This window comes from Clostridium sp. DFI.5.61, assembly GCF_024462915.1.
GTDB classification, from domain to species: Bacteria; Bacillota; Clostridia; order Oscillospirales; family Oscillospiraceae; genus Lawsonibacter; species Lawsonibacter asaccharolyticus.
In genome coordinates this window covers 1-21,195 of the sequence record NZ_JANGBZ010000003.1, presented here as the reverse complement: position 1 = coordinate 21,195, position 21,195 = coordinate 1, and the positions used below count along the sequence as shown (strand labels likewise).

The window sequence follows — 21,195 nt, the reverse complement described above, 5'->3', positions numbered from 1 at the left end:
GGAAGACTCAACATGAGTGAATTGAACACGAACGCGATCCCGGCCATCAATGCCGTTGAAGGATTTAACCCTGCTGACTTTGTGCGTAACACCGTTGGAGAAGAAGGTGAAAGCGATCTCTATTTGGATGTCAAGTACCGACTCCTCTGGTTCCGGCTGCGCTGCCCGAACGGCAAGATCGATCCGGAGCTTGTTCATCTAGACGAGAAGAGCGCTGTTGTCTGCTGCAAGGTCTACGCAGACAAGGCTGACCCTGCTGACCAGTTCATTGGGAAAGCCTACTCTCAGCGCTTTCCTACTGAGGAACGTTTTGGAGATCGCTTCCTGGAGATTGCAGAAACGGTGGCAAAAGGGCGCGCGCTGGCCGATGCCGGCTATGGTACGCAGTTCTGCATGAATGGAGAAACCCTGGCGAGTATCATCGCTGACGCTCCCATCAAAATGCCGCCTGATGAAGACGCCGGACATCCGGGAAATGTAGCGGCCAGCTTTACTGCGCAGCCGATGCCTCCTGCAGTTCCGGCTCAGAGTTCTCCAGTGTCTCAGCCACCTCAGCAGACGCAACCTCAGACACCCGCACAGCAGCCGAAAGCAGCTGCGCCTGAACCGCCCAAGACGGTTGATGAGTATATGAGAGTCATGACCATCGAGCAGGCCAAGGCCGTTAAGGTTGATTTCGGCCGCTTTAACGGTTGGACCCTGGGCGATATTGCCATGAAGAACCCCGGAGATTTGGCGTGGTATGTGAAGAACTATTCTGGCCATAACCTTGCACTCAAGGCAGGTGCCACAAAGCTGCTGGAAGCTGTTGGTCAGATGGCCAGCTGATTGGGCCCCTCACCGAGGGAGGTGATTGATGATGGGCAGAAAACCAGATCTGCCATGTGACATCGAACAGGTAGTTGATTTGCTTGGAATTGAAGTGATCAGAGATACCGGCACGCAACTACATTGTAGGTGTCCATTCTGTGCAGATCGAAAAGCTCATATGAATGTGAAGATCCGAGACAATGTGTTTCGGTGCAACCGCTGCGGCAAAGGTGGGGGCATCCTCCACCTTTACGCAGAGTTTTGCGAAGTCACCCTCCATACGGCCTATGAGGAGCTTTGTAAGATATTCGGTCCCGACAGAAATGAAAAACCGCGCGAGTATAAGAGAAGGCGGAAGATAATTGAGACAGCGGAACTGCCGATAGCCTCAGCTGAGGTGCGAGATAACACCTATTCAAATCTGCTCTCACTTTTGACCCTGTGCCCCACACATCAAGCATCGCTGAAGGAACGAGGCCTGACCCGAGATGAGATTGACTGGCTTGGCTATCGAACAACCCCCACGACACGCCTGAGACGGATCGTGACTGAGTTGCTGGAGCGCGGTTGTGTCCTTGATGGTGTTCCTGGTTTCTATTGCCAGAAAGATACCGGGCAGTGGACGCTCGACATCAGAGGTTCTGGAATCATGCTTCCGGATCGAAATCTTAATGGGCAAATTGAGGCCATTCAGGTTCGACTCGATAAGGTTTATAACCAGAAGTTCTATAACCTAACGAGCATCGATCAGTACTATGGGACACAGTCCAAGTGCTGTCCACATTATGTCGGGGTTCACGAAGGCGACGAGGTAGTCTGTCTCACAGAAGGCGTGATGAAGGCAGATATTGCCTACAGTTTTGCACTTGGCACCTCATATGAAAGTGGTTTTGTCGGCCTTACCGGAGTGCCAAGCTATTCCCAGTTCGAGCGTGCGCTTGAAGAGCTTAACTCTATCGGCGTGGTACGAATCAACATTATGGTTGACTCGGACTACCAGGTCAAAGAAGAGGTCCGAAAGGCGCGTGATCGCTATATCGAAATGGGGGTTGCTGCTGGCTTTGAGGTGGCTCCGATTACCTGGACACAAAAGCGGAAAGGCGTAGATGATCTCTATAAGCACCTTTTCCGGAACAAATGATTATGACTTGGGCTGCAGCATTTTAGCTGCAGCCCTCTGCGTATGAGGAGAATCTATATGGTTCCTATTGAAAACCAAGAGCGACCGAACATCAAGTCAGTCTATACCTGTTCGAACTGTGAGAAGGCTCTGTTTGATGGCGATGATGACCATCCGAGATGGAACTTCTGCCCCATGTGCGGCCAGGAGATTGAGTGGGATAAATCTGCAAAGGTCGTTTGGAAAGAAAAAAACTGTAATGTCTGTGGCGGTTGGCTTGTTAAGCGCCACCCTGCAGGTTTTTGGTATGCCTCAAGCGACTATATTGGGATGGATACCTGCTACACCTGTTGGCTCGAGGAGTGCCTTACGACCAACTGCCTTGGCTGTAAGCGAGGGAACTATCCGGACTGCAAGTGGATTGATTTGAAAAAGTCTTATCAGGAGGAAGACAAATGAGCGTTGAGATCTATATTGATGACTTGAAGCCTGACATTCAAAGACAGGTATTGGAAGAGCTGGGGCTCGAAACTGCAGAAGATGGGAATTATGATATTATCCCTCTTTTCAGCGTAGAGAGACCGGAATGATTTTTGGGCAGATCACAAATTTTTAGTAGAGGGGGGTGGTCAAACACACCCTCATTTCTACATTCATTATGAGGAGTGAACTGCTGGAATAATCCAAATAATACTAGGGATAATATCCCAAGGAGGTGCTATCGGTATTATGGAAGAACCTAAGATTACTTCTGGTACAGTGCCATATATCGCATCTGAAATCCCTGATGATCCAAGAGATATCACACCCGAGCAGTGGGAAGCGATGAAGGCGGTTGATATTCGGACAGTAGACAAGTCTCAGCTTGTAGACTTGAGCACCGTTCACATTGATGAATCCTTGCCTGTGCGTGAAAGAGTGCTCAGTTATCTGAAGCAAGTGAAGAATCCATACTGTGTCCGAGTGGGCAACTTTGCTGTCAAGGTGAAATACAAAGAGGACGGGCCATCCTTTGAGGAAGTGTTCAAGCATCTGCTGCAGCAGCAGAGCATGATGTAATTCTTGCCAGGTCCGTTTTTCATCTGGATAAAGGGCCATAGATGTGGTATAATAGCCTCGGACTAAATCAAGCATACTCACTCCTTAGGCAGACAGACCACGCCAAAGGAGTGAGATTATGCAGAATAATGCGAATGAGATGGCTGTGTTTAATACCGCCATCTATGTGCGTCTTTCCAAGGAAGACATCGTTGCGGCGCAATCTGGCCGTGAGAGCAACAGCATTACCAACCAGAAGCAGCTTATTCTGGACTTTCTGAAGGATAAGCCTGAATTTAATATTGTCTCCATTCGTATAGACGATGGATATACAGGGACGAATTTTGACCGTCCAGCCTTTCAGCGCATGCTGAACGATATTAAGGCTGGACGGATCAATTGCGTGGTCGTAAAAGACCTGTCCCGTTTCGGAAGAGAGTATATCAATTCCGGAAAGTATATCCACCGTCTATTTCCTGTTTTAGGGGTGCGCTTGATCGCTATCAATGACAACATCGACACGATTACCCGTGACGAGAGTAGCGAGTTTAGCATCACGCTCAAGAACTTGATGAATGACAACTACAGCCGTGACATCTCAGTAAAGGTCAGAAGCCAGCTGCAGGTGAAGCGGAAACATGGTGACTTTATTTGTCCGTTTGCACCGTATGGGTACCAGAAGTGCGAGGGAAACCACAATCGAATTGAGCCCGATCCCTATGCTGCCACAGTTGTCCAGGATATTTTCAACTGGAAAATTCAAGGCATGACGAACAATGGCATAGCAATTCGGCTTGCAGAGAGCGGAATTCTTGCGCCGCTGGAGTATAAGCGCCACAAGGGAGAGCCGTTATTCTCCGGCTTCAAAATGAAGGAACGGTGCGAATGGACAGCGCAGGCAGTTGCCCGGATACTCACCAACCCGATCTATATTGGAACCCTCCGCCAAGGCCTTCGCCGTAGACCAAACTATAAAATCAAGAAATCAATACCAACAGAAGAAAACGAGTGGGTTGTGATCCACGACGCCCATGAGCCTGTTGTCACGAAGAGGACATTCTATCTTGCTCAAAAAGCTCTTCTGATAGATACGCGAGCAGCACCACGAGCAACGACAGTTTATCCGCTATCCGGCTTGTTGGAATGCGGAGAATGCGGGAACGCAGTTACTCGAAGCACAATTAACAACGGATATAAGTTATACAGCTATTTCCGCTGTAGCGTGCGCACGAAAGAGAATCGCTGTGAACTCAAGCAGGTACCAGAGGCACAGGTTGAGGCAGCTGTCCTTCAGCTATTGCAAGAGCATATCAGCGCGGTGGTTGAGCTCGACCGGTGTCTATCTGAAATTCAGCAGGTGCCATATCAGAAAATCAATGTTGCCAAGTGTGAGCAGCGCAGAGAAAAACTTGCGGCAGAAATCGCTCGTTATCGCGATCTGAAGGCATCTCTCTATGAAGATATGAAAGAAGGACTCATTTCGAAGACTGACTTCTGTGACATCAGAGGTCAGTATGATGCAAGAATTGCCGATGCGCTGATTGCTCAGGAGCAGATCGACCGAGAACTCAGTATCTATCTCTCGGGCGAACAGTCCCCGAACAACTGGATGAAGACATTTACCGAACATCGAGGATTGAAATCACTCACGCGGGCAGTTGTTCTGGAGTGCATTGAAAAAGTTGTTATTCACAAAGACGAAAAGTTGGAAATCATCTTTGAGCATTCCGAGGACTATGCCCGTTTGGTGAGCAGCCTGCAGGAATATGCCGCGCGTGGAATACTAGGGGAGGCGATGTAAGCATGGCAAGAAAGAGCAGAAAAAATGTCCAAGCCACACCCGCAGTTGTTGTAGGCCCCGTCCAGTACAAGGTAGCGCTCTATGCCAGAATCTCGGTTGAGAACGAACAAAAGCGAGAAGCAGACACCATAGGTAATCAGATTGCGTTGCTGAAGGACTTTGTTTCCCAGCATCAGGATTTAGTTGTCTTTGACCTCTATTGTGATGACGATATCTCGGGAGTTAGCTTTGTGCGCCCGGAATTCGCTCGAATGATGAATGACATCCGAGCTGGCAAGGTGACCTGTGTGATTGTCAAAGACTTGTCTCGTCTGGGGCGAAATATGATTGAGAGCGGTGAATATATTGAGCAGATCTTTCCGAGAATGGGTGTGCGCTTTATCTCCGTTACCGATCGCTTTGACTCATTGCGGGATGATGCCGACATTTCAATCCAACTGAAAAATTTTGCAAACGAGGCATATGCGAGAGACATTTCCAAGAAAATTCGGGCGGTGAAACGGACGCAGCAGCTTGCTGGTAAGTGGACCACTGGCACTCCGCCATATGGATATATGTTAGATCCGGATGACAAGTACCACCTATTTCCTGATCCGCAAACGGGGCCAATCGTTCTTGTCATTTTCCGTATGGTGGCAGAGAATCATACTCTCCACTTCATAGCGAAAACTCTGAATGAGCAAGGGGTGCCCAGTCCCGGACGCTATCTGTACGATATTGGTTTGCGGAAGACGGAGAAGTTCAAAAATGCCATCTGGTATCTGCAAACGATCAAGAAAATTCTTGTCGATCCGGTCTATCTTGGTTGGATTGTGTCCGGAAAGTACAGAAGCCAGCTGTGCGAGCGGGGGACAAAGACTACAGTTAAAACGCCCGAAGAGGAATGGATTATCAATAAAGGTATGCATGAACCCATTGTTTCCAAAGAGCTTTTTGATAAGGTTCAGGACATCCTCTCGGCTAGGCAAAGTGAACAGGGCCTTGCGACTATCTACGATTCCAAGAGTAAACGAAGAAGTATGTTCAAAGGAATTCTTCGTTGCGGAGAATGTGGTCGCAGTATGTACTTGCGCAGTAAATCTAATCGCGGTTATTACTATTATTGCACTCTCCATGAGAATTACAATGCCACCATTTGTCCCAAGAAAGCGGTCAAACAGGAGGATGTAGAGTCCCTTGCCCTGCGGCTTATCCAAACTCAGATAAGAGCATTCTCCGATGCCCAGAGACTGATTGCCAACTTGAATGCTACGCCTTCTTCGCAGACCCGCTATCAGATATATGAAACCCAGATTGATGATGCAAAGAGAAAAATTGAAAAGTTCAATCAGCTGAAGGCAGCCCTGTATGGCGATTTTGCAGATGGGCTTCTGAGCCATCAAGATTACACAGATCTGAGCGAGGACTACTCTAGGAGGGCGGATGATTTGAGGATCTTTATTGCTGAATTGGAGAAGGAAAAGGAAAAGTACTCAGTGGGATTTGGCAGCAAAATGCAGTGGGCACTGTTGATTGAAAAGTATAAGGATCAGGAGTCCCTTGACGCTGAAATGGCAGCAGCCTTCATTGAGACGCTTACCTTGTTTAACGATGGCCATGTTGAAGTGGCATTCCGCCATCGTGATGAGATTGAACAGGTTCTCTATGTCGCTGCGACCCGAGGAAAGGAGGCGGTGAGATATGCCGGATAAGGTGCTGGCGTTTTATATTCGTTTGTCGAGTGAAGACCGAGATCTCAAAACAAATGCATTGAAGAATGAGAGTAACAGTGTTTTCAACCAAAGGCGGTTACTCCAGGATTACTATGATACACATGAATCGCTCCATGGTTATAAAGTGATTGTGTTCTGCGATGACGGTGTCACGGGAACACATTTTGACAGGCCAAAGTTCGATGAGCTAATTGAGATGGCTCGCAATCAGGAAATTCATTGCATTATGGTGAAGGACCTATCTCGTTTCGGAAGAAACTTTCTTGAGATGGGAAACTACCTCGAACTGATCCTGCCTCTTTATGGGGTCCGCTTTATCTCTATCAATGATGCCTTTGATAGTGATGACTACTTAGGTGTCACGGGCGGACTTGAGTTAGCCCTCCGCAATCTCATCAATAATATGTATAGCCGAGATCTATCAACCAAGGTGCGCTCAGCTTTTCGTACCCGCAATCTGCGTGGTGAATACTGGGGAGGAAACGGCTTCTATGGCTACCAAGTCCATCCTCATAACAAAAAGAGATTGATCGTAGATGAGCAGGTTCGTGACATCATTGTCATGATTTTCGAGTCCTGCGTTGCAGGCATGACCACGAGCGAGATCGCTCAAATGCTGAATGATATGGGCATTCCATCCCCGTTAGAGCATAAACGGCGAAATGGCGGGTTTTATAATGGGGTGGTCAAGGAAGAGACTGGAATCTGGCTCAAGGGGGCTGTTCGAAAGATTTTGACTGATGAACGCTATACCGGTAAGATGATTACCAATACTCGAGAGACAGAAGAAGTAGGAAAGCCTAAGATGCGATCATTGCCCCGAGATCAATGGATCATAGTGCCAGGTACACATGAAGCAATCATTTCGGAGGAGTTGTTCCGAACGGCACAGAATGCGCTCCAAGGGCGTATTCGGAATGTTAACAAGAATACTGCCGGAAACCGAGCCAACAATCTGTTTGTTTGTGGCTGCTGCGGGAGGAAGCTCCGAAAGAATCCAGCAAAGGAACCACACCTTGTTTGCCCGAAAAATGACAGTATTAAGGGTGCTGAGTGTGCGGGTCTCTTTGTCAATCAGGCCCAAATTGAGCAAGCTGTTCTTCAGATGCTGCGGGAACAAAGTAGGAGCTTCCTTGAGCAGCATTGTTTGATGCAGGCATGCATTGACAAAAAGCTTTCAAGTATTCAAACGGAGCTTGATGCTAACACCAATATGACAAGACGGCTCCAAAGTAGAAAGGCTGAACTATATGAGCAATACCGAGCGGGTCGCATAAGCAGAGAGAAATTTGCTGATATCCAGAAGACAGATTCAGAGAAGCTGGCAAGACTCTCAAGTAGAGCTGAAGAGATCAAGCGGCTTCTGGTAGAGCACTATGAGTCTCGAGGTAATCTTGCGGCGGGAAAAAGAACAGCAGATCAGATCATCCTGCTTAAAGACTATGATCCGGAAATAATTAGAAATTTTGTAGAGCGGGTTCGTGTGTACCCTTCAGGAGAGATTGAGATAGATATGCGTACTTCGAGCGGGTTTGAATTTGTAACGGCAAGCTAAAACAATAAGCGCCCCCCACTTTGGAGGCAGCTGAAAAAATTCCGAAAAAACTGTATGTCTATCTTGACACAACCAGAGGGGCTGATCACCGGCACAGCGGCTAAGCTGTTCGTAGTGGCGGGGCCAGTGCTGGTGTTCGGAATCAGTGCATCGGTGCTTTACGGACTGATCTTGTGCATCTTCCGCGGATAATATCAGCAGACGCCGTCCCAATCGAGGGACGGCGTCTGCTGTGTGCGCAAAAGAAATTTTTGACAGTTCGGGAAGAGAACTCCCTGTAAAAAATGGAGGTCCCTGCGCCTGAGGCATTTCCGCATTTTCCATGGAAGGAGTGGAAGGTCCCGCCATGGTTTTTCGGCGGAAGGGATGGCCATAATGAGTGTGTGGACGGCGCCAAGGGCAGTCCACGACATGATTTTTGAAAACAGGGGGTGAAATTGATGGAGCAAGAGACAAAGCAGAAGCCATGGACCGGGATCGCTGCCGGGGTCCTGGTCCTGTGCCTGATCCTGAGCCTGGCACTCTCCGACGGCGGAGCGCGGGCGGCCTCGGCGGGGGCGGTGCTGGAGCTCCCCCGGAGCGGCGGAGGGGCTCAGCCGGTCTCAGGCGCCCAGGTGGGGGACAAGGTGGTCCCCCTGGGCCGGGCGGTGGGAATCAAGCTGTTTTCCGACGGCGTGCTGGTGGTGGGCCTGTCGGCGGTGGAGACGGACAGCGGTCCGTCCAGCCCGGGCCGGACCTGCGGCCTGAAGGCGGGTGATATCATCACCCACATCAATGGTCAGGAGGTCAACACCATCGAGGAGGTCCAGGACATCCTGGGTGATGAACAGGGGGATGCCATGACCCTGCGGGCCACCCGGAACGGAAAGCCGGTCCAGCTCTCTGTCCAGGCCATTCAGAATACCCAGGGCAGCTATCAACTGGGCGTCTGGCTGAGGGATTCCATGGCCGGAATCGGTACCATGACCTTTTATGACCCGGACAGCGGGGTGTTCGCTGCCCTGGGCCACGGCATCAACGACGTGGATACGGCCACGCTGATGCCCATGGAGTCAGGGAGCATTATGTACGCTTCTGTGACCGATGTAAAAAAGGGAGAGAGCGGCGCGCCCGGAGAACTCCATGGCAGTTTTGACGTGAACCGGGATCTGGGCGATCTGTATGCCAATACCAATCTGGGAATCTATGGCGTCCTGCGGGACGGAGCGCTCTCCCCTCGCGGGGAGGCTGTGGAGGTGGCCGCCCGGGAAGAGGTGCATGTAGGAGGCGCCACCATCCTGTCCAACATTGCCGGAGAGCAGGTGGAGGAGTATCAGGTGGAGATCACTCACGTTTACCCCGCAGCCGCGGGGGATACCCGGAACCTGATGGTGCAGGTCACCGACCCCCGGCTTCTGGAAACCACTGGAGGAATTGTCCAGGGGATGAGCGGCAGTCCGATCCTTCAGGACGGCAAGCTGGTGGGGGCGGTGACCCATGTCCTGGTCAACGATCCTACCCGGGGATACGGCATTCTGGCGGAAAATATGGTCTCCCAGTGTGTGTGGGAGGAGCAGGCCCAGGTCTCCTGAGTGCCGGCGTTCTGTCGAAAAAAGCGGAAGATACCCGAAAAGTTGATTTCCAAAAAATACCAAAAACATCTTGCATATGCTGTCTGATTATGATAAATTATTGGTGACCGGTCGAAACCCCATAAGGGAAAAACAAGGGCAGGTGCGGAAGCCTGTCGGAAGGGATTTGATTGTGAAAATGGGTGCAAAACGGATTTTGGTCGCCGATACCGGGGAAGAATTTCGCCGGAGCTTTATCGAGACCGTGGCCAGCGAGCCTGACATCCAGGTTTTGGGAGAGACGGGAGACGGGCAGGAACTGGTCCAAATGGTAAAGGAGATGGCTCCGGACCTGGTAGTCATGGAGATCGTGCTGGCCCAGATGGACGGCATCGAGGTGTTGGAGGAGCTGGCAAAGCTGGAGCATCGGCCCAAGGTGCTGATCCTGTCCAGTTTTGCCAAGGGAAGCATGGCCGAGCTGGCCGCCGCCAAGGGAGCGGACCACTATATGACCAAGCCCTGCCGGGTGAGCACGGTGTGTGAGCGCATCCGGCAGCTGACCGGCGAAAATAAAAAGGAAGAAAATGGAGATATCCCCTATAATTTGGAAAATACTGTCACCTCCATCATTCACGAGGTGGGGGTGCCTGCCCATATCAAGGGCTATCAGTATCTGCGGGAAGCCATTCTGATCGCAGTGGCCGATATGGATGTCATCAACGCGGTGACCAAGGTGCTCTATCCTGAGGTAGCCAAGCGGTTCAATACCACCGCCTCCCGGGTGGAGCGGGCCATCCGCCACGCCATTGAGGTGGCCTGGGACCGGGGCGACTTGGAGACGCTTCAAAAATATTTTGGCTATACTGTATCCAATGTGAAGGGGAAACCCACCAACTCAGAGTTTATCGCAATGATCGCCGACCGGCTCCAGCTCCAGCAGAAGGAGATGTGATGCGGGGCGGCAACAGGCGGGGGATCGCAGGGAAAGATCCTCCGCTTGTTATTTTTTCCGCCGTCTGGTATAGTAGCAGGAGCGGCCCGGATGAAAGAGAGCCCGGGCCGGAAGATCAGGGAAGGGAGGTGGGAGTCCATGACGATCCGTTATCAGCCCAGGGGCGTGTGCGCCCGGCAGTTCGAGATCCAGGCGGAAGATGGAATCATCCAGTCTGTACAGGTGACGGGGGGATGCAGCGGGAATCTCCAGGGCATCTCCAGTCTGCTGAAAGGGATGCCGGTGCAGGAGGCGATCCAGCGCATGGAGGGGATCCGCTGCGGGATGAAATCCACATCCTGTCCCGACCAGATGGCCCAGGCGCTCAAACAGTTCCTGTAAAAGAGAAAGGTCCGCGGATCCCGTCTGTGAGACGGGCCCGCGGACCTCTTTTTTTGAATCGGTCGGCAGGTCAGCGGCGCCGCCGGCCATGATAGCTGCCCCGGCGCCCGCCTGCTCCGGCGCCCGCTCGGTAACGGCGGCGCTTACGGAAGACCAGCAGGCGGAGCAGGACGAGGACGGCCACGACCAGGACTGCGGCCAGGATCAGCTTCGTACCGGAGTTGGCAAAAAACTGACGGATCTGCTCCTGCCGATAGAGCAGCTCGGAGCGATCCACAGAGGTGGTGGCCACCAGGTCCAGGGTGCCGAATACCTCCCCGTCGTAGGTGAGGGTCATGGTCCCCATCACCTGCCCCTCCTTCACCGGGGCCTCTACCGTGTCTTGGAACAGGGAAATGGTGGGCTCAATGGCCTCCAGGTCCATATCCACCGGGAGGGTGCGCTCCAGGGTGCCCACCGGCTTGACCAGGACTTGGTTGGCGTCCTGGGACAGGGTGACGTTCACTGCGGCCACGGGGGTGTCCTCCTGGGAGATGGTGGTGCGCTGGAAATTCCGGAAGCCCCATTTCAGCAGGGCGGTGCTCTCCGAGAACTGCTTCAGGTCAGTGGAGCCATCCTCCCGGACCGCCGGCTCCGCTCCCAGGATGACAGCGATCAGATACTCATCCCCGTCCACGGCGGCAGAGACCAGGCAGCGTCCCGCCTCCGGCGTGGTACCAGTCTTGACGCCGATGGCCTTGTCATAGACATAGCCCATGTAGTGCCAGTTGGAGAGGAGGGCGTTGGTGTTGTAGAACTCCCGGGGCTCAGACAGGTTGGTGGCGGGGACGGTGTAGACCGAGGTGCCCACCACCTCCCGGATCAGGTCGTGCTTCAGAGCCTCGCGGGTGAACAGGCAGATGTCGTAGGCGGTGGTGTAATGGTCGTCGTCGTGCAGGCCATGGGTATTGTCGAAATGGGTGCCGGTGCAGCCCAGCTCCCTGGCCCGCTGGTTCATCAGCTCGATAAAGGAGGCTACGTCGCCGCACACGGCCTCGGCCAGGATGTTGGCCGCCTCGTTGGCGGAGGGGAGGAGAAGACAGTACATCAGGTCCTTCACCGAGATGACCTCCCCCGGCTTCAGGTTGGCGGTGGAGCCGTCGGCGGAGAGGTCGAACTGGGAGGTGCTGCTCACCGTGATCATCTGATCCTGGGACAGCTCGCCCCGGTCGATGGCCTCCGACACCAGCAGGGCGGTCATCACCTTTGTGATGCTGGCCGGGTAGGCCTTCTCCCGGGCAGCCTTCTCGTAGAGGATCTCACCGTAATTGGCGTCCATCAAAACGGCATGGCGGGAGGTGATGTGGGGGGCGTCGGCCGCCAGGGCGGAGAAGGGGGCCAGCAGGGTGAGGGCCAGCACAAAGGTGACCAGCAGGGAAGAAAGACGATATTTTTTCATAGGAAAATCCTCATATTTATGATATACTACCATCAGCGCGGGAGCAGAGCGCTCCCGCTCCTGGTGAGATTATAATTACAATCATTATAGCAGGATCTGACGAATTCCGCAACAGCTGGGAGGGAACAACTTGGCCGCCATGACCAGATTTGACAAGATCGTTCTGGGGCTCACCGCCGCCTTTCTGGTGGTGACGGGGGGCTATTTTGTCTCCGGACAGCTGGGGGAGGCGGAGTACCAGGTGACCGTCTCAAAACAGGCGCCTGCGGTCAGCGCCTCCTTGCCGGAGGTGGAGGACGGCTATCCGGACAGCCTGCTGGAGGGAGAGGTCATCGATCTGAATACCGCCTCCGTCGCCGACCTGACCCGGCTGCCGGGGATCGGGGAGAAGCGGGCCCAGGCCATCGTGGACTACCGGGAGAGCAGCGGCCCCTTCCAAAGCGTGGAAGAGCTCACTGAGGTGAAGGGGATCGGCGAGGGCATCCTGGCCCAGGTATATGACTATGTGACAGTGGGGGGACCGGACTCACCCGCTGAGTAAGGAGAAAGACGCAATGGCAAAGATTCTGATCGTGGACGACGAGCGGGTGCTGGTAAAGGGCATCAAGTTCAACCTGGAGCACGAGGGCTACCAGGTCCAGGACGCCTATGACGGAGAGGAAGCTGTGGAGCTGGCCCGGGAGGGGGGGTTCGATCTGATCATCCTGGACGTGATGATGCCCAAGATCGACGGCCTCCAGGCATGCATGCGCATCCGGGAGTTCTCCAACGTGCCCATCATCATGCTCACCGCCAAGGGGGAGGACACGGACAAGATCATCGGCTTCGAGTGCGGGGCGGACGACTATCTCACAAAGCCCTTCAACATCTTGGAGCTGAAAGCCCGGGTGCGGGCTCTGCTCCGCCGGGCCGGGGCTGCCCAGCAGCAGCGAAGCGGCAACGAGCTGGCCGCAGGCCACATTATCCTCAACACGGGGGAGCGGACGGCCAGCCGGGACGGGGTCTCCGTGGAGCTGACCGCCAAGGAGTTCGACCTGATGGAGCTGCTGATGCGCAACCCTGGCCGGGTGTACAGCCGGGAGAACCTGCTGAACGTGGTTTGGGGATATGAGTATATCGGGGATTTCCGCACCGTGGATGTGCATATCCGCCGCCTGCGGGAAAAGCTGGAGCTGGACCCGGCCAACCCGGAGTATATCCGGACCAAGTGGGGAGTGGGGTATTATCTCAGCGCCCGTGGCCCGCGCCGCCTGGAAAACGTTTGAGGAAAGGCGTGTGGAAGAGATGTCAAAGCGAGAAGAACAGGGCAAGCAGGGTGAGCCATCCCTGGAGGAGCTGGGCCATGGAGTGGGATCGCCCTTTTGGGGGGAGCTGCACAGCTTTCTTCGGGAGTCCTATGGGGTCTCCCCCGCTGTGGAGTACAGCGGGTGCAGCCTGGCCCCCGGCTGGAATGTAAAATATCGAGCCAGAGGACGAGCGCTGTGTACCATCTATCCGGATACCGGCACCTTTACCTGTATGATCTCCATCGGACAAAAAGAAGCCCCGGCAATGGAACTGGCGCTCCCTGGTCTGACCGCCTATGTGCGGGAGGTCTATCAGAATTCCAGACCCAGCCGAATGGGGCGCTGGCTGATGATCCGGGTATCGGGACCGGAGATCCTGGAGGATGTCAAAACATTGCTGCGGATCCGGATGCCGGTCCGGGGAGCGGGAAACAAAGGCTGAAAATATCCGGCTTGCGGGAAAAGGGAGGGAGCGCTGTGCGGGAGGAAAAGAAGAAAAAGAGGGGCAGAGTTCCGTTTTTTTCCTCCATCCAGATGAAATACGCCATGAGCTACCTGGCCATCGTGTCAGTGGTGCTGATTCTGCTGAACACCTACCCGGTGCTGGCCTCCCAGGACCTGCTGTTTGGCTCCAAGCGGGATTCGCTGAAGAGCCAGGCTGCGGTGATGGCCTCTGCCCTGATGGAGCTGGAGCTGCTCACCTCGGACCAGGTGGAGCGGGTCATGACCATGCTGGACAGCAGCGGCCTGACCCGGGTAGTGGTCACCGACCCCGCAGGGCTGATTCTGTACGACAGTACCCAGCCCAGGGAGAAGCGTGGGGAGACAGCGGAGACCGCCCCGGTCCAGGAGGAGCCGGAAGAGCCCCAGTACCGCTATGCCCTCTATCAGGAGGTGGTGCTGGCCCTTGGGGGGAATGACGTGACCTGCTCCGAGTTCAGCGGCCAGGTGTTCCGTTCCACGGCGGCGGTCCCCATCGTGTACCGCAATATGACCATCGGCTGCGTCTATATCTGTGAGGAGGACGCGGTCCAGGGCGCGCTGCTGTTGAACTTACAGAAAAATTTGCGGAGCATCTCCCTGGTGGTTGCGGCGGTGACCCTGGTGATGAGCCTGTTTTTCGCCCAAATGCTCTCCTCCCGCTTTACCGCCCTGCTCAGCGCCATCCGCATTGTGGGGGAGGGGGAGTATGGGCACCGGCTCCAGCCCTCGGGCCGGGACGAGCTGGCCCTGCTGGCGGAGGAGTTTAACCAGCTCACTGACCGTCTCCAGACCACGGAGGAGGTGCGCCGGCGCTTCGTATCCGACGCCTCCCACGAGCTGAAGACCCCTCTGGCCTCCATCCGGCTGCTGGCAGACTCCATTCTCCAGAACGAGACCATGGACCAAGTGACCCTGCGGGACTTCGTTTCCGACATCGGGACAGAGGCAGACCGGCTGACCCGGATCACCGAGCACCTGCTGGCCCTGACCCGGCTGGACAGCCTGCCGGCGGCAGAGACCTTCCCGGTGGACGTGTCGGCGGTCACCCGGCGGGCGCTGTCCATGCTGGCGCCGGTGGCGGACGCGGCTGGGGTGGCCCTGGGATCCAATTTGAAGGATAAATGTGTGGTCCAGGGGACGGAGGACGACCTATACCAGATCTGCTTCAACCTGCTGGAGAACGGCATCAAGTACAACCGGCCAGGCGGCCGGGTGATGGCGGACGTGTACCGGGACGGGGACCAGGTCCTTCTGGAGGTATCGGACACGGGGGTGGGCATCCCGGAGGAGGACATGCCCAAGGTGTTCAACCGGTTCTACCGGGTGGACAAGGCCCGCTCCCGGGCCGCCGGCGGCACCGGGCTGGGGCTGTCCATTGTCCGGGACACGGTGCGCCGCCACGGGGGATGGGTCACCGTCCGGGCCCGCCAGCCGGAGGGCAGCGTGTTCACGGTGGGCTTTCCCGCTGTGCCGGAAAAACGGAAGGAGGGAGACCGGGGATGAAGCGGTGGACGATGTGCCTGCTCCTGGGGCTGCTGCTCCTGCTGGGGTCCTGCAGCACTGCCGCGGAGAAGGGCGGATACCAGCTCTATTTCGCCTCCGGTCTGGAGGACGGCAGCGCCATCCTCAGCGAGCCCTACCAGGGGGAGGCGGACCCGGGCCCTCGGGAATTGATGGAGGCTCTGCTCTCCGGTCCCACGGAGGAGGAGCTGAACAGCCCCTTCCCCAGCGGGGTGTCCCTGCGGAGCTGGGGGCTGGAGGAGGGGGTGCTGGTCCTGAATCTGTCGGAGCAGTACGGCGGACTGACGGACATCTCCCTCACCGTGGCCGACTACTGCATCGTCCTCACCATGAGCCAGCTGGACGGAGTGGAGGCAGTGGAGATCAATGTGGCCGGACAGCCGGTGAGCTACCGGAACCACCAGATCCTGACTCGAGAGGAGGCGGTGCTCTCCCAGCCGGGGCGGGGGCAGGAGGCCCCGAATGAAGGGGCTTGACAAAACGGGCGGACCCGTTTAATCTAAACTACATTGTACCGAAGAGCGGCGCCGCCGCTCCGGAGAGAAAGAAGGAATCAGAGCATGAGTCACTATCAGATCGGCACCAACTGCCTGCATGCGGGCTACCGCCCCGGAAACGGGGAGCCACGGAATTTCCCCATCGTCCAATCCACCACCTTCCGCTATGAGACCAGCGAGGAGATGGGCAAGCTGTTTGATCTGGAGGCCAGCGGCTATTTCTATACCCGCCTCCAGAACCCCACCAACGACACCGTGGCGGCCAAGATCTGCGCCCTGGAGGGAGGCACCGCTGCCATGCTGCTCTCCTCCGGCCAGGCGGCCTCCTTCTACTCCATTTTCAATATTGCCTCCTGCGGTGACCATGTGGTGTCCTCCTCCACCATCTACGGCGGCACCTACAACCTGTTTGCAGTCACCATGAAGCGCATGGGCATCGAGTTCACCTTCGTGGACCCGGACTGCACCGCCGAGGAGCTCAATGCGGCCTTTCGGCCCAATACCAAAGCCGTTTTTGGGGAGACCATTGCCAACCCGGCCCTGACTGTGCTGGACATCGAAAAGTTTGCCGATGCGGCCCACAGCCATGGGGTCCCCCTGATTATCGACAACACCTTTGCTACCCCGGTGAACTGCCGACCCTTCGAGTGGGGGGCCGACATCGTGACCCACTCCACCACCAAGTATATGGACGGACATGCCCTCCAGGTGGGGGGGGCCATCGTGGATTCGGGCAACTTTGACTGGACCCGCTATCCAGACAAGTTCCCCGGCCTGTGCACCCCGGACGAGAGCTACCACGGCGTGACCTACACCGAGCGGTTCGGCCTGGGCGGCGCCTATATCACCAAGGCCACCGTCCAGCTCATGCGGGACCTGGGCTCCATCCCCTCCCCCCAGAACTGCTTCCTGCTGAACATCGGTCTGGAGACCCTTCCCCTGCGCATGGCCAAGCACTGCGCCAACGCCCAGGCGGTGGCGGAGTACCTGGAGAAGCACCCCAAGGTGGCGTGGGTCAACTACGCCGGCCTGCCGGGCAACAAGTATTATGAGCGCGCCCGGAAGTACCTGCCCAACGGCAGCTGCGGCGTGGTCTCCTTCGGGGTCAAGGGAGGCCGGAGCGCAGCGGAGACCTTCATGGCCGGTCTGAAGCTGGCTTCCATCGCCACTCACGTGGCCGATGCCAAGACCTGCGTCCTCCACCCCGCCTCCTCCACCCACCGCCAGATGAACGACGAGGAGCTGGCCGCGGCTGGGGTAGCCCCCGACCTGGTTCGCTTCTCAGTGGGCATTGAGGATGTGAAGGACATCATCGCGGACCTGGAGCAGGCGCTGGCCGGGGTGTGACAGGCGTCCCAGCTGGACCCTGAATGCCGAAGGATGGGAAAACTGCCGGAGCCGGATCTTCCGGCTCCGGCGGGACCAGAAGGAGGGACTGTCATGGCAAAGGAAACAGTTTTGCTATACAACTGCGGGGGCGATGAATTTAAGACGCTGCGGGCGCTGCTCATGATGCTCCGGGTCCGGGTCCGCATGGTGGAGCCTTCCCGGTACCACCTGCCCCTGGAGCAGGTGGCCGCCGGAAAAGGCGAAGAGGACCCGAAACAGCAGGCGGATATCCCGGAAGCGATGATGGTCTTCTGTGACCTGGGGCCCGGCAGGCTGGACCAGCTGCTGAACACCATGCGCAGGACGGAGTTTCCGCCTGTGCTCCTGAAGGCAGTGCTGACTCCCACCAACCGGACGTGGGATTCCCGCCAGCTCTGGCAGGAGCTGCGCCGGGAGCACGAGGCGATGCGGGGCGGTCAGGAAACCCAGTAAAAATCCATTGACAAACCCCTGTAAAAATTGTATAATAATCAAGCGGTTCTGAAAGAGCCGCTGATTTGCGGCTGTGCTGGAATTGGTAGACTGGCAAGCTTGAGGTGCTTGTGTCCTATGGGCGTACGGGTTCGACTCCCGTCAGCCGCACCACTCTTTGAGTCCCCGGAGTCCTTGTAAATCAAGGATTCCGGGGCTTTTCTTTTTCTTCTACTAGGTGATTTGTCCGTTGTTTGTCCGTTATGGTTTGAAAAAGCTGCCTCCAACGATGGGAGACAGCTTCTTTTTTATGCCTGTTTCTTTGATAGAAGGTCAGCCACAGCTTCGCTCGCTCTGGCCTGTGCCTCCTCGAAAGTGTGGGCATAGATATTGAGTGTAGTTGTCACTTGGGAGTGACCCAGGGAGGCGGATACTGTTTTGACATCCACGCCGCTGTTGATTAGCAGGGAGGCATTGAGATGTCGGAATGTGTGGATACCTAGAAACCGTTGGCCTGTCTCTTCGCAGAAACGCCGCAGCCAGTGATATGGTGTGTTGGGGTGAATCGGATCTCCCATATCGCCCACAAACAGGCGACCGGAGTTGTGCCACTGATCTCCCAACCGTAGCCGGTCTTGTGCCTGCTCTGCCCGGAGCTGCCGCAGTACGTTAAACACTGGAGCGGGGAGCTTTAATGCCCGGTGGCTTTTTTCGGTCTTGGTATCATCGGTAAATGTTCCACATCCTGCTAGGTATTGAGAAGTCCGCTGCACTTTGACCACGTGGGACTGAAAATCTATGTCCTGCCACTCAAGCCCTAACAGTTCTCCGCGCCGGAATCCGCCATAAATCGCCAAAACAAAGAAGGCCCTGTACTTAATAGGGGCGTGGTCCAAACTTTCAAGAAATGTTTGTGCTTCCTCGACAGTATAGCAATCCCGTTCCGGGGCCTCTCCGGCAGGGATTACCACACGCTTGCATGGATTGGAGGAGATTATTTCAAACCGAAAGGCATAGTCCAGAACAGATGATACAAAGGAGAGATAGTGCTGGATAGACTTCGGGGCAAGTTTTCCGCTTCCCTTTTGGATGGTAAATAGCTCTTTTGTGGCTTTCCCCAGAGTCGTGGAGATCTTCTCTGCTGTGGTTAGGGTTACTCCCTCCCCTCGACACATAGACGATATAGTGGAGCGGGAAACGCCGCTGGTCTCTGCTAGGTCCTTTTGGGTTCTACCCTTCAATATGGCGGATAAATCGGCCTTTGGTTTTGCAAGGTCTCTTTTTGTGCTGATTCCATCCTCCCCCAGGTTATCAATGAATCGCTGGATGTGGCGTGCGGTCAGTTTGTCTAGGCGAATATGTCCGATGGCCTGATAGGTCCGCTCCTCCAACTGGTGAAGCCGTGCCACAGTCCGGGGGCGTAGATTGGGCTCTGCGTATTCTTTGAACCACTGTTCCGCAAAGGCCTGAAACTTGATGTTTCCGTTGCCCACACCCTGGGCCGAACACTTTTCGTCAAACAAAACCGCTTGCCGATTCAGTTCCTTCTCAATCTGCTTCTCCGTCATGCCTGGCTTCGGTTTCCACGTCATGGAGCGCATCACCTGTCGGCCCGATGTGTCATAGCCACATGAGGACCGAATAAGGTAGCTTGTTCCCGTCTTGCCCTCTCGCTTCTTGATCGTGGCCACAGGTCATTCCTCCTTATTTGGCCCCGCAGGAGCGCCGTTGTCCCGCTCCATAGTCTCCGCTATGGCCCGGTTCACAAAGCCGTTGACGGACTCGCTGTGGGCCTCTGCGTGGGCTTTGATGATCTCTTTCTGTCCTTTCGGGACGGTTAGGTTTATGCGGTCATAATTCTCACTCATATACTTATTGACGGCTTTTTGCTGTGCCTTTGATACTGGCATGCTCTCACCTCCAGGGGGTGTCTTGAAATAGGGACACCCTTTCCATTATGGCTCTATTATAGCACATTTGTCTATCTGTGTATATATACATATTGTATATATCTGCGTAGATATATTTGGCTACTGTGCGCATTGATATATCTGCACAGATATATTATAATAAGACCATAGCGAGAGGTCAAATGGTGCTGAAGCAATAGGCACCAGGCAAGAGCGGGCAATCGGCCAATGGAGCGCTGAATCGTAGACCAGCCCAACCCGCCGCCTCTGCAAGTACCTTGACAACCGAATACCGACACCGTATAATCTGAGCAAGGAGTGATGATGATGGTAGACAAAGAGCTGCTAGAGGCCATCGGCCAGATGATGGATGAAAAATTCGATCAGAAATTACAACCCATCATTGATCGGCTGGACAAGCTGGAGGAATCCAATGAGGAAGTCCGTGATGGAGTAAACGCCCTTCTGGAATGGGCGGAGGAGTGTGGGAATGTGATCAAGTTCCCGCTTCCAAAAGTAAAGTAAGTACACAAATCAGGCGGTGCCGGTGTTCGGTGCCGTCTTTTATTTTGCGAGGGTAAGTGTATGCCCTCGCTTTTTCATGCGTTCAATTTCAGGACGGCAAAAAGGCGGGGTTTAGCCCCCACCCTCTTGCTCGTCTCGCTCCATCCGCTGATCTATCGCCGAGACTATATATTGATTCATGCTCTCGCCAGCGGTGGAGGCAGCGGCCTTTATATCGTCCTTCTTGCCTTTAGGCATCCTAATTCTAATTTCGTCCAGCTTTTCAAGGTATTTAATTGATGCTTTTTTCTGTGCTTCACTGACTGACATATTGCTCACCTTCCGGGGGCGTCCTGAAATGAGACATACCCTCTTTATTGTGCCTCTATTATAGCATATCTGTCTATATGTGTCCATATAAAAATGCAACAAATATGTGGGAACATATTTAGCTGTTCTGTCAATAGATTTATATGGGAACATATAGTATAATAAGACCGTAGCAAGGGGGGACACCCCAAGCGGGACAAGCGAAAGTGGACGATAGGATCAAGACCACTACATAAGACCGGAACGGGATACAGAATGAGCCCTGCAAGATGGGAGTCCCCTGTAAAGCCCACCGGCGCTTGTCCCAGAGAAAACAAGGAGGAAATTTGTAATGAGCACAAACGAATTAGAAAGCAAGGTCCGGGAGCTGCGCCAGCTGCAAGCCCTGATCGCAGAGGCTGAGGCAGAGGCGGAAACCATCAGGGACGCTATAAAGGTGTTTATGGGCGATTCTGGGGAGTATAGAATCACATGGAAGCACGTAACTTCCACCAGAATGGACACAGC

General features: G+C 54.8%; 24 protein-coding genes and 1 tRNA gene. 21 read left to right on the top strand and 4 right to left on the bottom strand.

Annotated elements, in window-relative coordinates:
* The first annotated feature begins 12 nt into the window (after positions 1 to 12).
* From NE584_RS02535 to NE584_RS02480, 12 genes are all read left to right on the top strand, one after another.
* Positions 13 to 828: a hypothetical protein gene (locus NE584_RS02535; protein WP_256181672.1), complete on the top strand. Its 816-nt coding sequence runs from the start codon at positions 13 to 15 to the stop codon at positions 826 to 828.
* 28 nt (positions 829 to 856) lie between these two features.
* Positions 857 to 1,951 (top strand): CHC2 zinc finger domain-containing protein, encoded by a 1,095-nt coding sequence (locus NE584_RS02530; protein ID WP_256181671.1) that lies wholly within the window; start codon positions 857 to 859, stop codon positions 1,949 to 1,951.
* A 57-nt stretch (positions 1,952 to 2,008) separates the two neighbouring features.
* Positions 2,009 to 2,389, top strand: coding sequence for a hypothetical protein (locus NE584_RS02525; RefSeq protein WP_256181670.1), 381 nt, complete (start codon positions 2,009 to 2,011; stop codon positions 2,387 to 2,389).
* The gene (locus NE584_RS02520; protein ID WP_255654084.1) at positions 2,386 to 2,520 is read left to right on the top strand and encodes a hypothetical protein; all 135 of its coding nucleotides are present in this window, start codon (positions 2,386 to 2,388) and stop codon (positions 2,518 to 2,520) included. The genes NE584_RS02525 and NE584_RS02520 overlap by 4 nt, the downstream gene beginning before the upstream one ends.
* Before the next feature lie 139 nt (positions 2,521 to 2,659).
* Positions 2,660 to 2,989 (top strand): DUF6870 family protein, encoded by a 330-nt coding sequence (locus tag NE584_RS02515; RefSeq protein WP_226907800.1) that lies wholly within the window; start codon positions 2,660 to 2,662, stop codon positions 2,987 to 2,989.
* Between the two features lie 118 nt (positions 2,990 to 3,107).
* A complete protein-coding gene (locus tag NE584_RS02510) occupies positions 3,108 to 4,769 on the top strand; it encodes a recombinase family protein (protein WP_187015517.1) in 1,662 nt (553 codons plus the stop codon).
* A 2-nt stretch (positions 4,770 to 4,771) separates the two neighbouring features.
* A complete protein-coding gene (locus tag NE584_RS02505; RefSeq protein WP_256181669.1) occupies positions 4,772 to 6,460 on the top strand; it encodes a recombinase family protein in 1,689 nt (562 codons plus the stop codon).
* Positions 6,450 to 8,036, top strand: a complete 1,587-nt coding sequence (locus tag NE584_RS02500) for a recombinase family protein (protein ID WP_195325394.1) — start codon at positions 6,450 to 6,452, stop codon at positions 8,034 to 8,036. Before NE584_RS02505 ends, NE584_RS02500 begins: the two co-directional genes overlap by 11 nt.
* 54 nt (positions 8,037 to 8,090) lie before the next feature.
* Positions 8,091 to 8,228 (top strand): SpoVA/SpoVAEb family sporulation membrane protein, encoded by a 138-nt coding sequence (locus NE584_RS02495; protein ID WP_256181667.1) that lies wholly within the window; start codon positions 8,091 to 8,093, stop codon positions 8,226 to 8,228.
* 248 nt (positions 8,229 to 8,476) lie between these two features.
* Positions 8,477 to 9,607 carry a SpoIVB peptidase gene (gene spoIVB, locus NE584_RS02490; RefSeq protein WP_256181665.1) on the top strand — a complete coding sequence of 377 codons (1,131 nt, stop codon included), beginning with the start codon at positions 8,477 to 8,479 and terminating at the stop codon, positions 9,605 to 9,607.
* Between the two features lie 178 nt (positions 9,608 to 9,785).
* The gene (gene spo0A, locus NE584_RS02485; protein ID WP_050622691.1) at positions 9,786 to 10,538 is read left to right on the top strand and encodes a sporulation transcription factor Spo0A; all 753 of its coding nucleotides are present in this window, start codon (positions 9,786 to 9,788) and stop codon (positions 10,536 to 10,538) included.
* Between the two features lie 138 nt (positions 10,539 to 10,676).
* On the top strand, positions 10,677 to 10,919 hold the full coding sequence (locus NE584_RS02480) for a TIGR03905 family TSCPD domain-containing protein (protein ID WP_050625354.1): 243 nt from the start codon (positions 10,677 to 10,679) through the stop codon (positions 10,917 to 10,919).
* A gap of 70 nt (positions 10,920 to 10,989) precedes the next feature.
* Here NE584_RS02480 and NE584_RS02475 read toward each other — a convergent pair whose 3' ends face one another.
* Positions 10,990 to 12,357, bottom strand: coding sequence for a D-alanyl-D-alanine carboxypeptidase family protein (locus tag NE584_RS02475; protein ID WP_256181663.1), 1,368 nt, complete (start codon positions 12,355 to 12,357; stop codon positions 10,990 to 10,992).
* Positions 12,358 to 12,496: 139 nt separating this feature from the next.
* Between NE584_RS02475 and NE584_RS02470 the strand changes: the two genes are divergently transcribed.
* From NE584_RS02470 to NE584_RS02435, 8 genes are all read left to right on the top strand, one after another.
* Positions 12,497 to 12,898: a ComEA family DNA-binding protein gene (locus NE584_RS02470; RefSeq protein WP_256181766.1), complete on the top strand. Its 402-nt coding sequence runs from the start codon at positions 12,497 to 12,499 to the stop codon at positions 12,896 to 12,898.
* Positions 12,899 to 12,911: 13 nt separating this feature from the next.
* Positions 12,912 to 13,622: a response regulator transcription factor gene (locus NE584_RS02465; protein WP_050622688.1), complete on the top strand. Its 711-nt coding sequence runs from the start codon at positions 12,912 to 12,914 to the stop codon at positions 13,620 to 13,622.
* 19 nt (positions 13,623 to 13,641) lie between these two features.
* Positions 13,642 to 14,085 carry a DUF3788 domain-containing protein gene (locus NE584_RS02460; RefSeq protein ID WP_108981506.1) on the top strand — a complete coding sequence of 148 codons (444 nt, stop codon included), beginning with the start codon at positions 13,642 to 13,644 and terminating at the stop codon, positions 14,083 to 14,085.
* Between the two features lie 35 nt (positions 14,086 to 14,120).
* Positions 14,121 to 15,629: a cell wall metabolism sensor histidine kinase WalK gene (locus NE584_RS02455; RefSeq protein WP_242850260.1), complete on the top strand. Its 1,509-nt coding sequence runs from the start codon at positions 14,121 to 14,123 to the stop codon at positions 15,627 to 15,629.
* Positions 15,626 to 16,123, top strand: a complete 498-nt coding sequence (locus NE584_RS02450; RefSeq protein WP_256181660.1) for a GerMN domain-containing protein — start codon at positions 15,626 to 15,628, stop codon at positions 16,121 to 16,123. The genes NE584_RS02455 and NE584_RS02450 overlap by 4 nt, the downstream gene beginning before the upstream one ends.
* An 84-nt stretch (positions 16,124 to 16,207) precedes the next feature.
* On the top strand, positions 16,208 to 17,491 hold the full coding sequence (locus tag NE584_RS02445) for an O-acetylhomoserine aminocarboxypropyltransferase/cysteine synthase family protein (RefSeq protein ID WP_108979684.1): 1,284 nt from the start codon (positions 16,208 to 16,210) through the stop codon (positions 17,489 to 17,491).
* A gap of 93 nt (positions 17,492 to 17,584) precedes the next feature.
* Positions 17,585 to 17,965: a DUF3783 domain-containing protein gene (locus NE584_RS02440; RefSeq protein WP_050622685.1), complete on the top strand. Its 381-nt coding sequence runs from the start codon at positions 17,585 to 17,587 to the stop codon at positions 17,963 to 17,965.
* A 67-nt stretch (positions 17,966 to 18,032) separates the two neighbouring features.
* Positions 18,033 to 18,118, top strand: a tRNA-Leu gene (locus NE584_RS02435).
* A 134-nt stretch (positions 18,119 to 18,252) separates the two neighbouring features.
* Here NE584_RS02435 and NE584_RS02430 read toward each other — a convergent pair.
* Together NE584_RS02430 and NE584_RS02425 are read right to left on the bottom strand one after the other, a co-directional pair.
* A complete protein-coding gene (locus NE584_RS02430; protein ID WP_256181658.1) occupies positions 18,253 to 19,635 on the bottom strand; it encodes a tyrosine-type recombinase/integrase in 1,383 nt (460 codons plus the stop codon).
* A gap of 3 nt (positions 19,636 to 19,638) precedes the next feature.
* Entirely contained in the window at positions 19,639 to 19,854 is a 216-nt protein-coding gene (locus tag NE584_RS02425; RefSeq protein WP_050622682.1) for a hypothetical protein, read from the bottom strand.
* A 327-nt stretch (positions 19,855 to 20,181) separates the two neighbouring features.
* Here NE584_RS02425 and NE584_RS02420 point away from each other — a divergent pair, with 327 nt between their 5' ends.
* Positions 20,182 to 20,379 (top strand): hypothetical protein, encoded by a 198-nt coding sequence (locus NE584_RS02420; RefSeq protein ID WP_050622681.1) that lies wholly within the window; start codon positions 20,182 to 20,184, stop codon positions 20,377 to 20,379.
* 111 nt (positions 20,380 to 20,490) lie between these two features.
* Here the strand turns inward: NE584_RS02420 and NE584_RS02415 are convergent, their stop codons facing one another.
* Complete coding sequence (locus tag NE584_RS02415; protein WP_050622680.1) at positions 20,491 to 20,688, bottom strand: hypothetical protein; 198 nt, start codon at positions 20,686 to 20,688, stop codon at positions 20,491 to 20,493.
* Positions 20,689 to 21,195 lie beyond the last annotated feature (507 nt).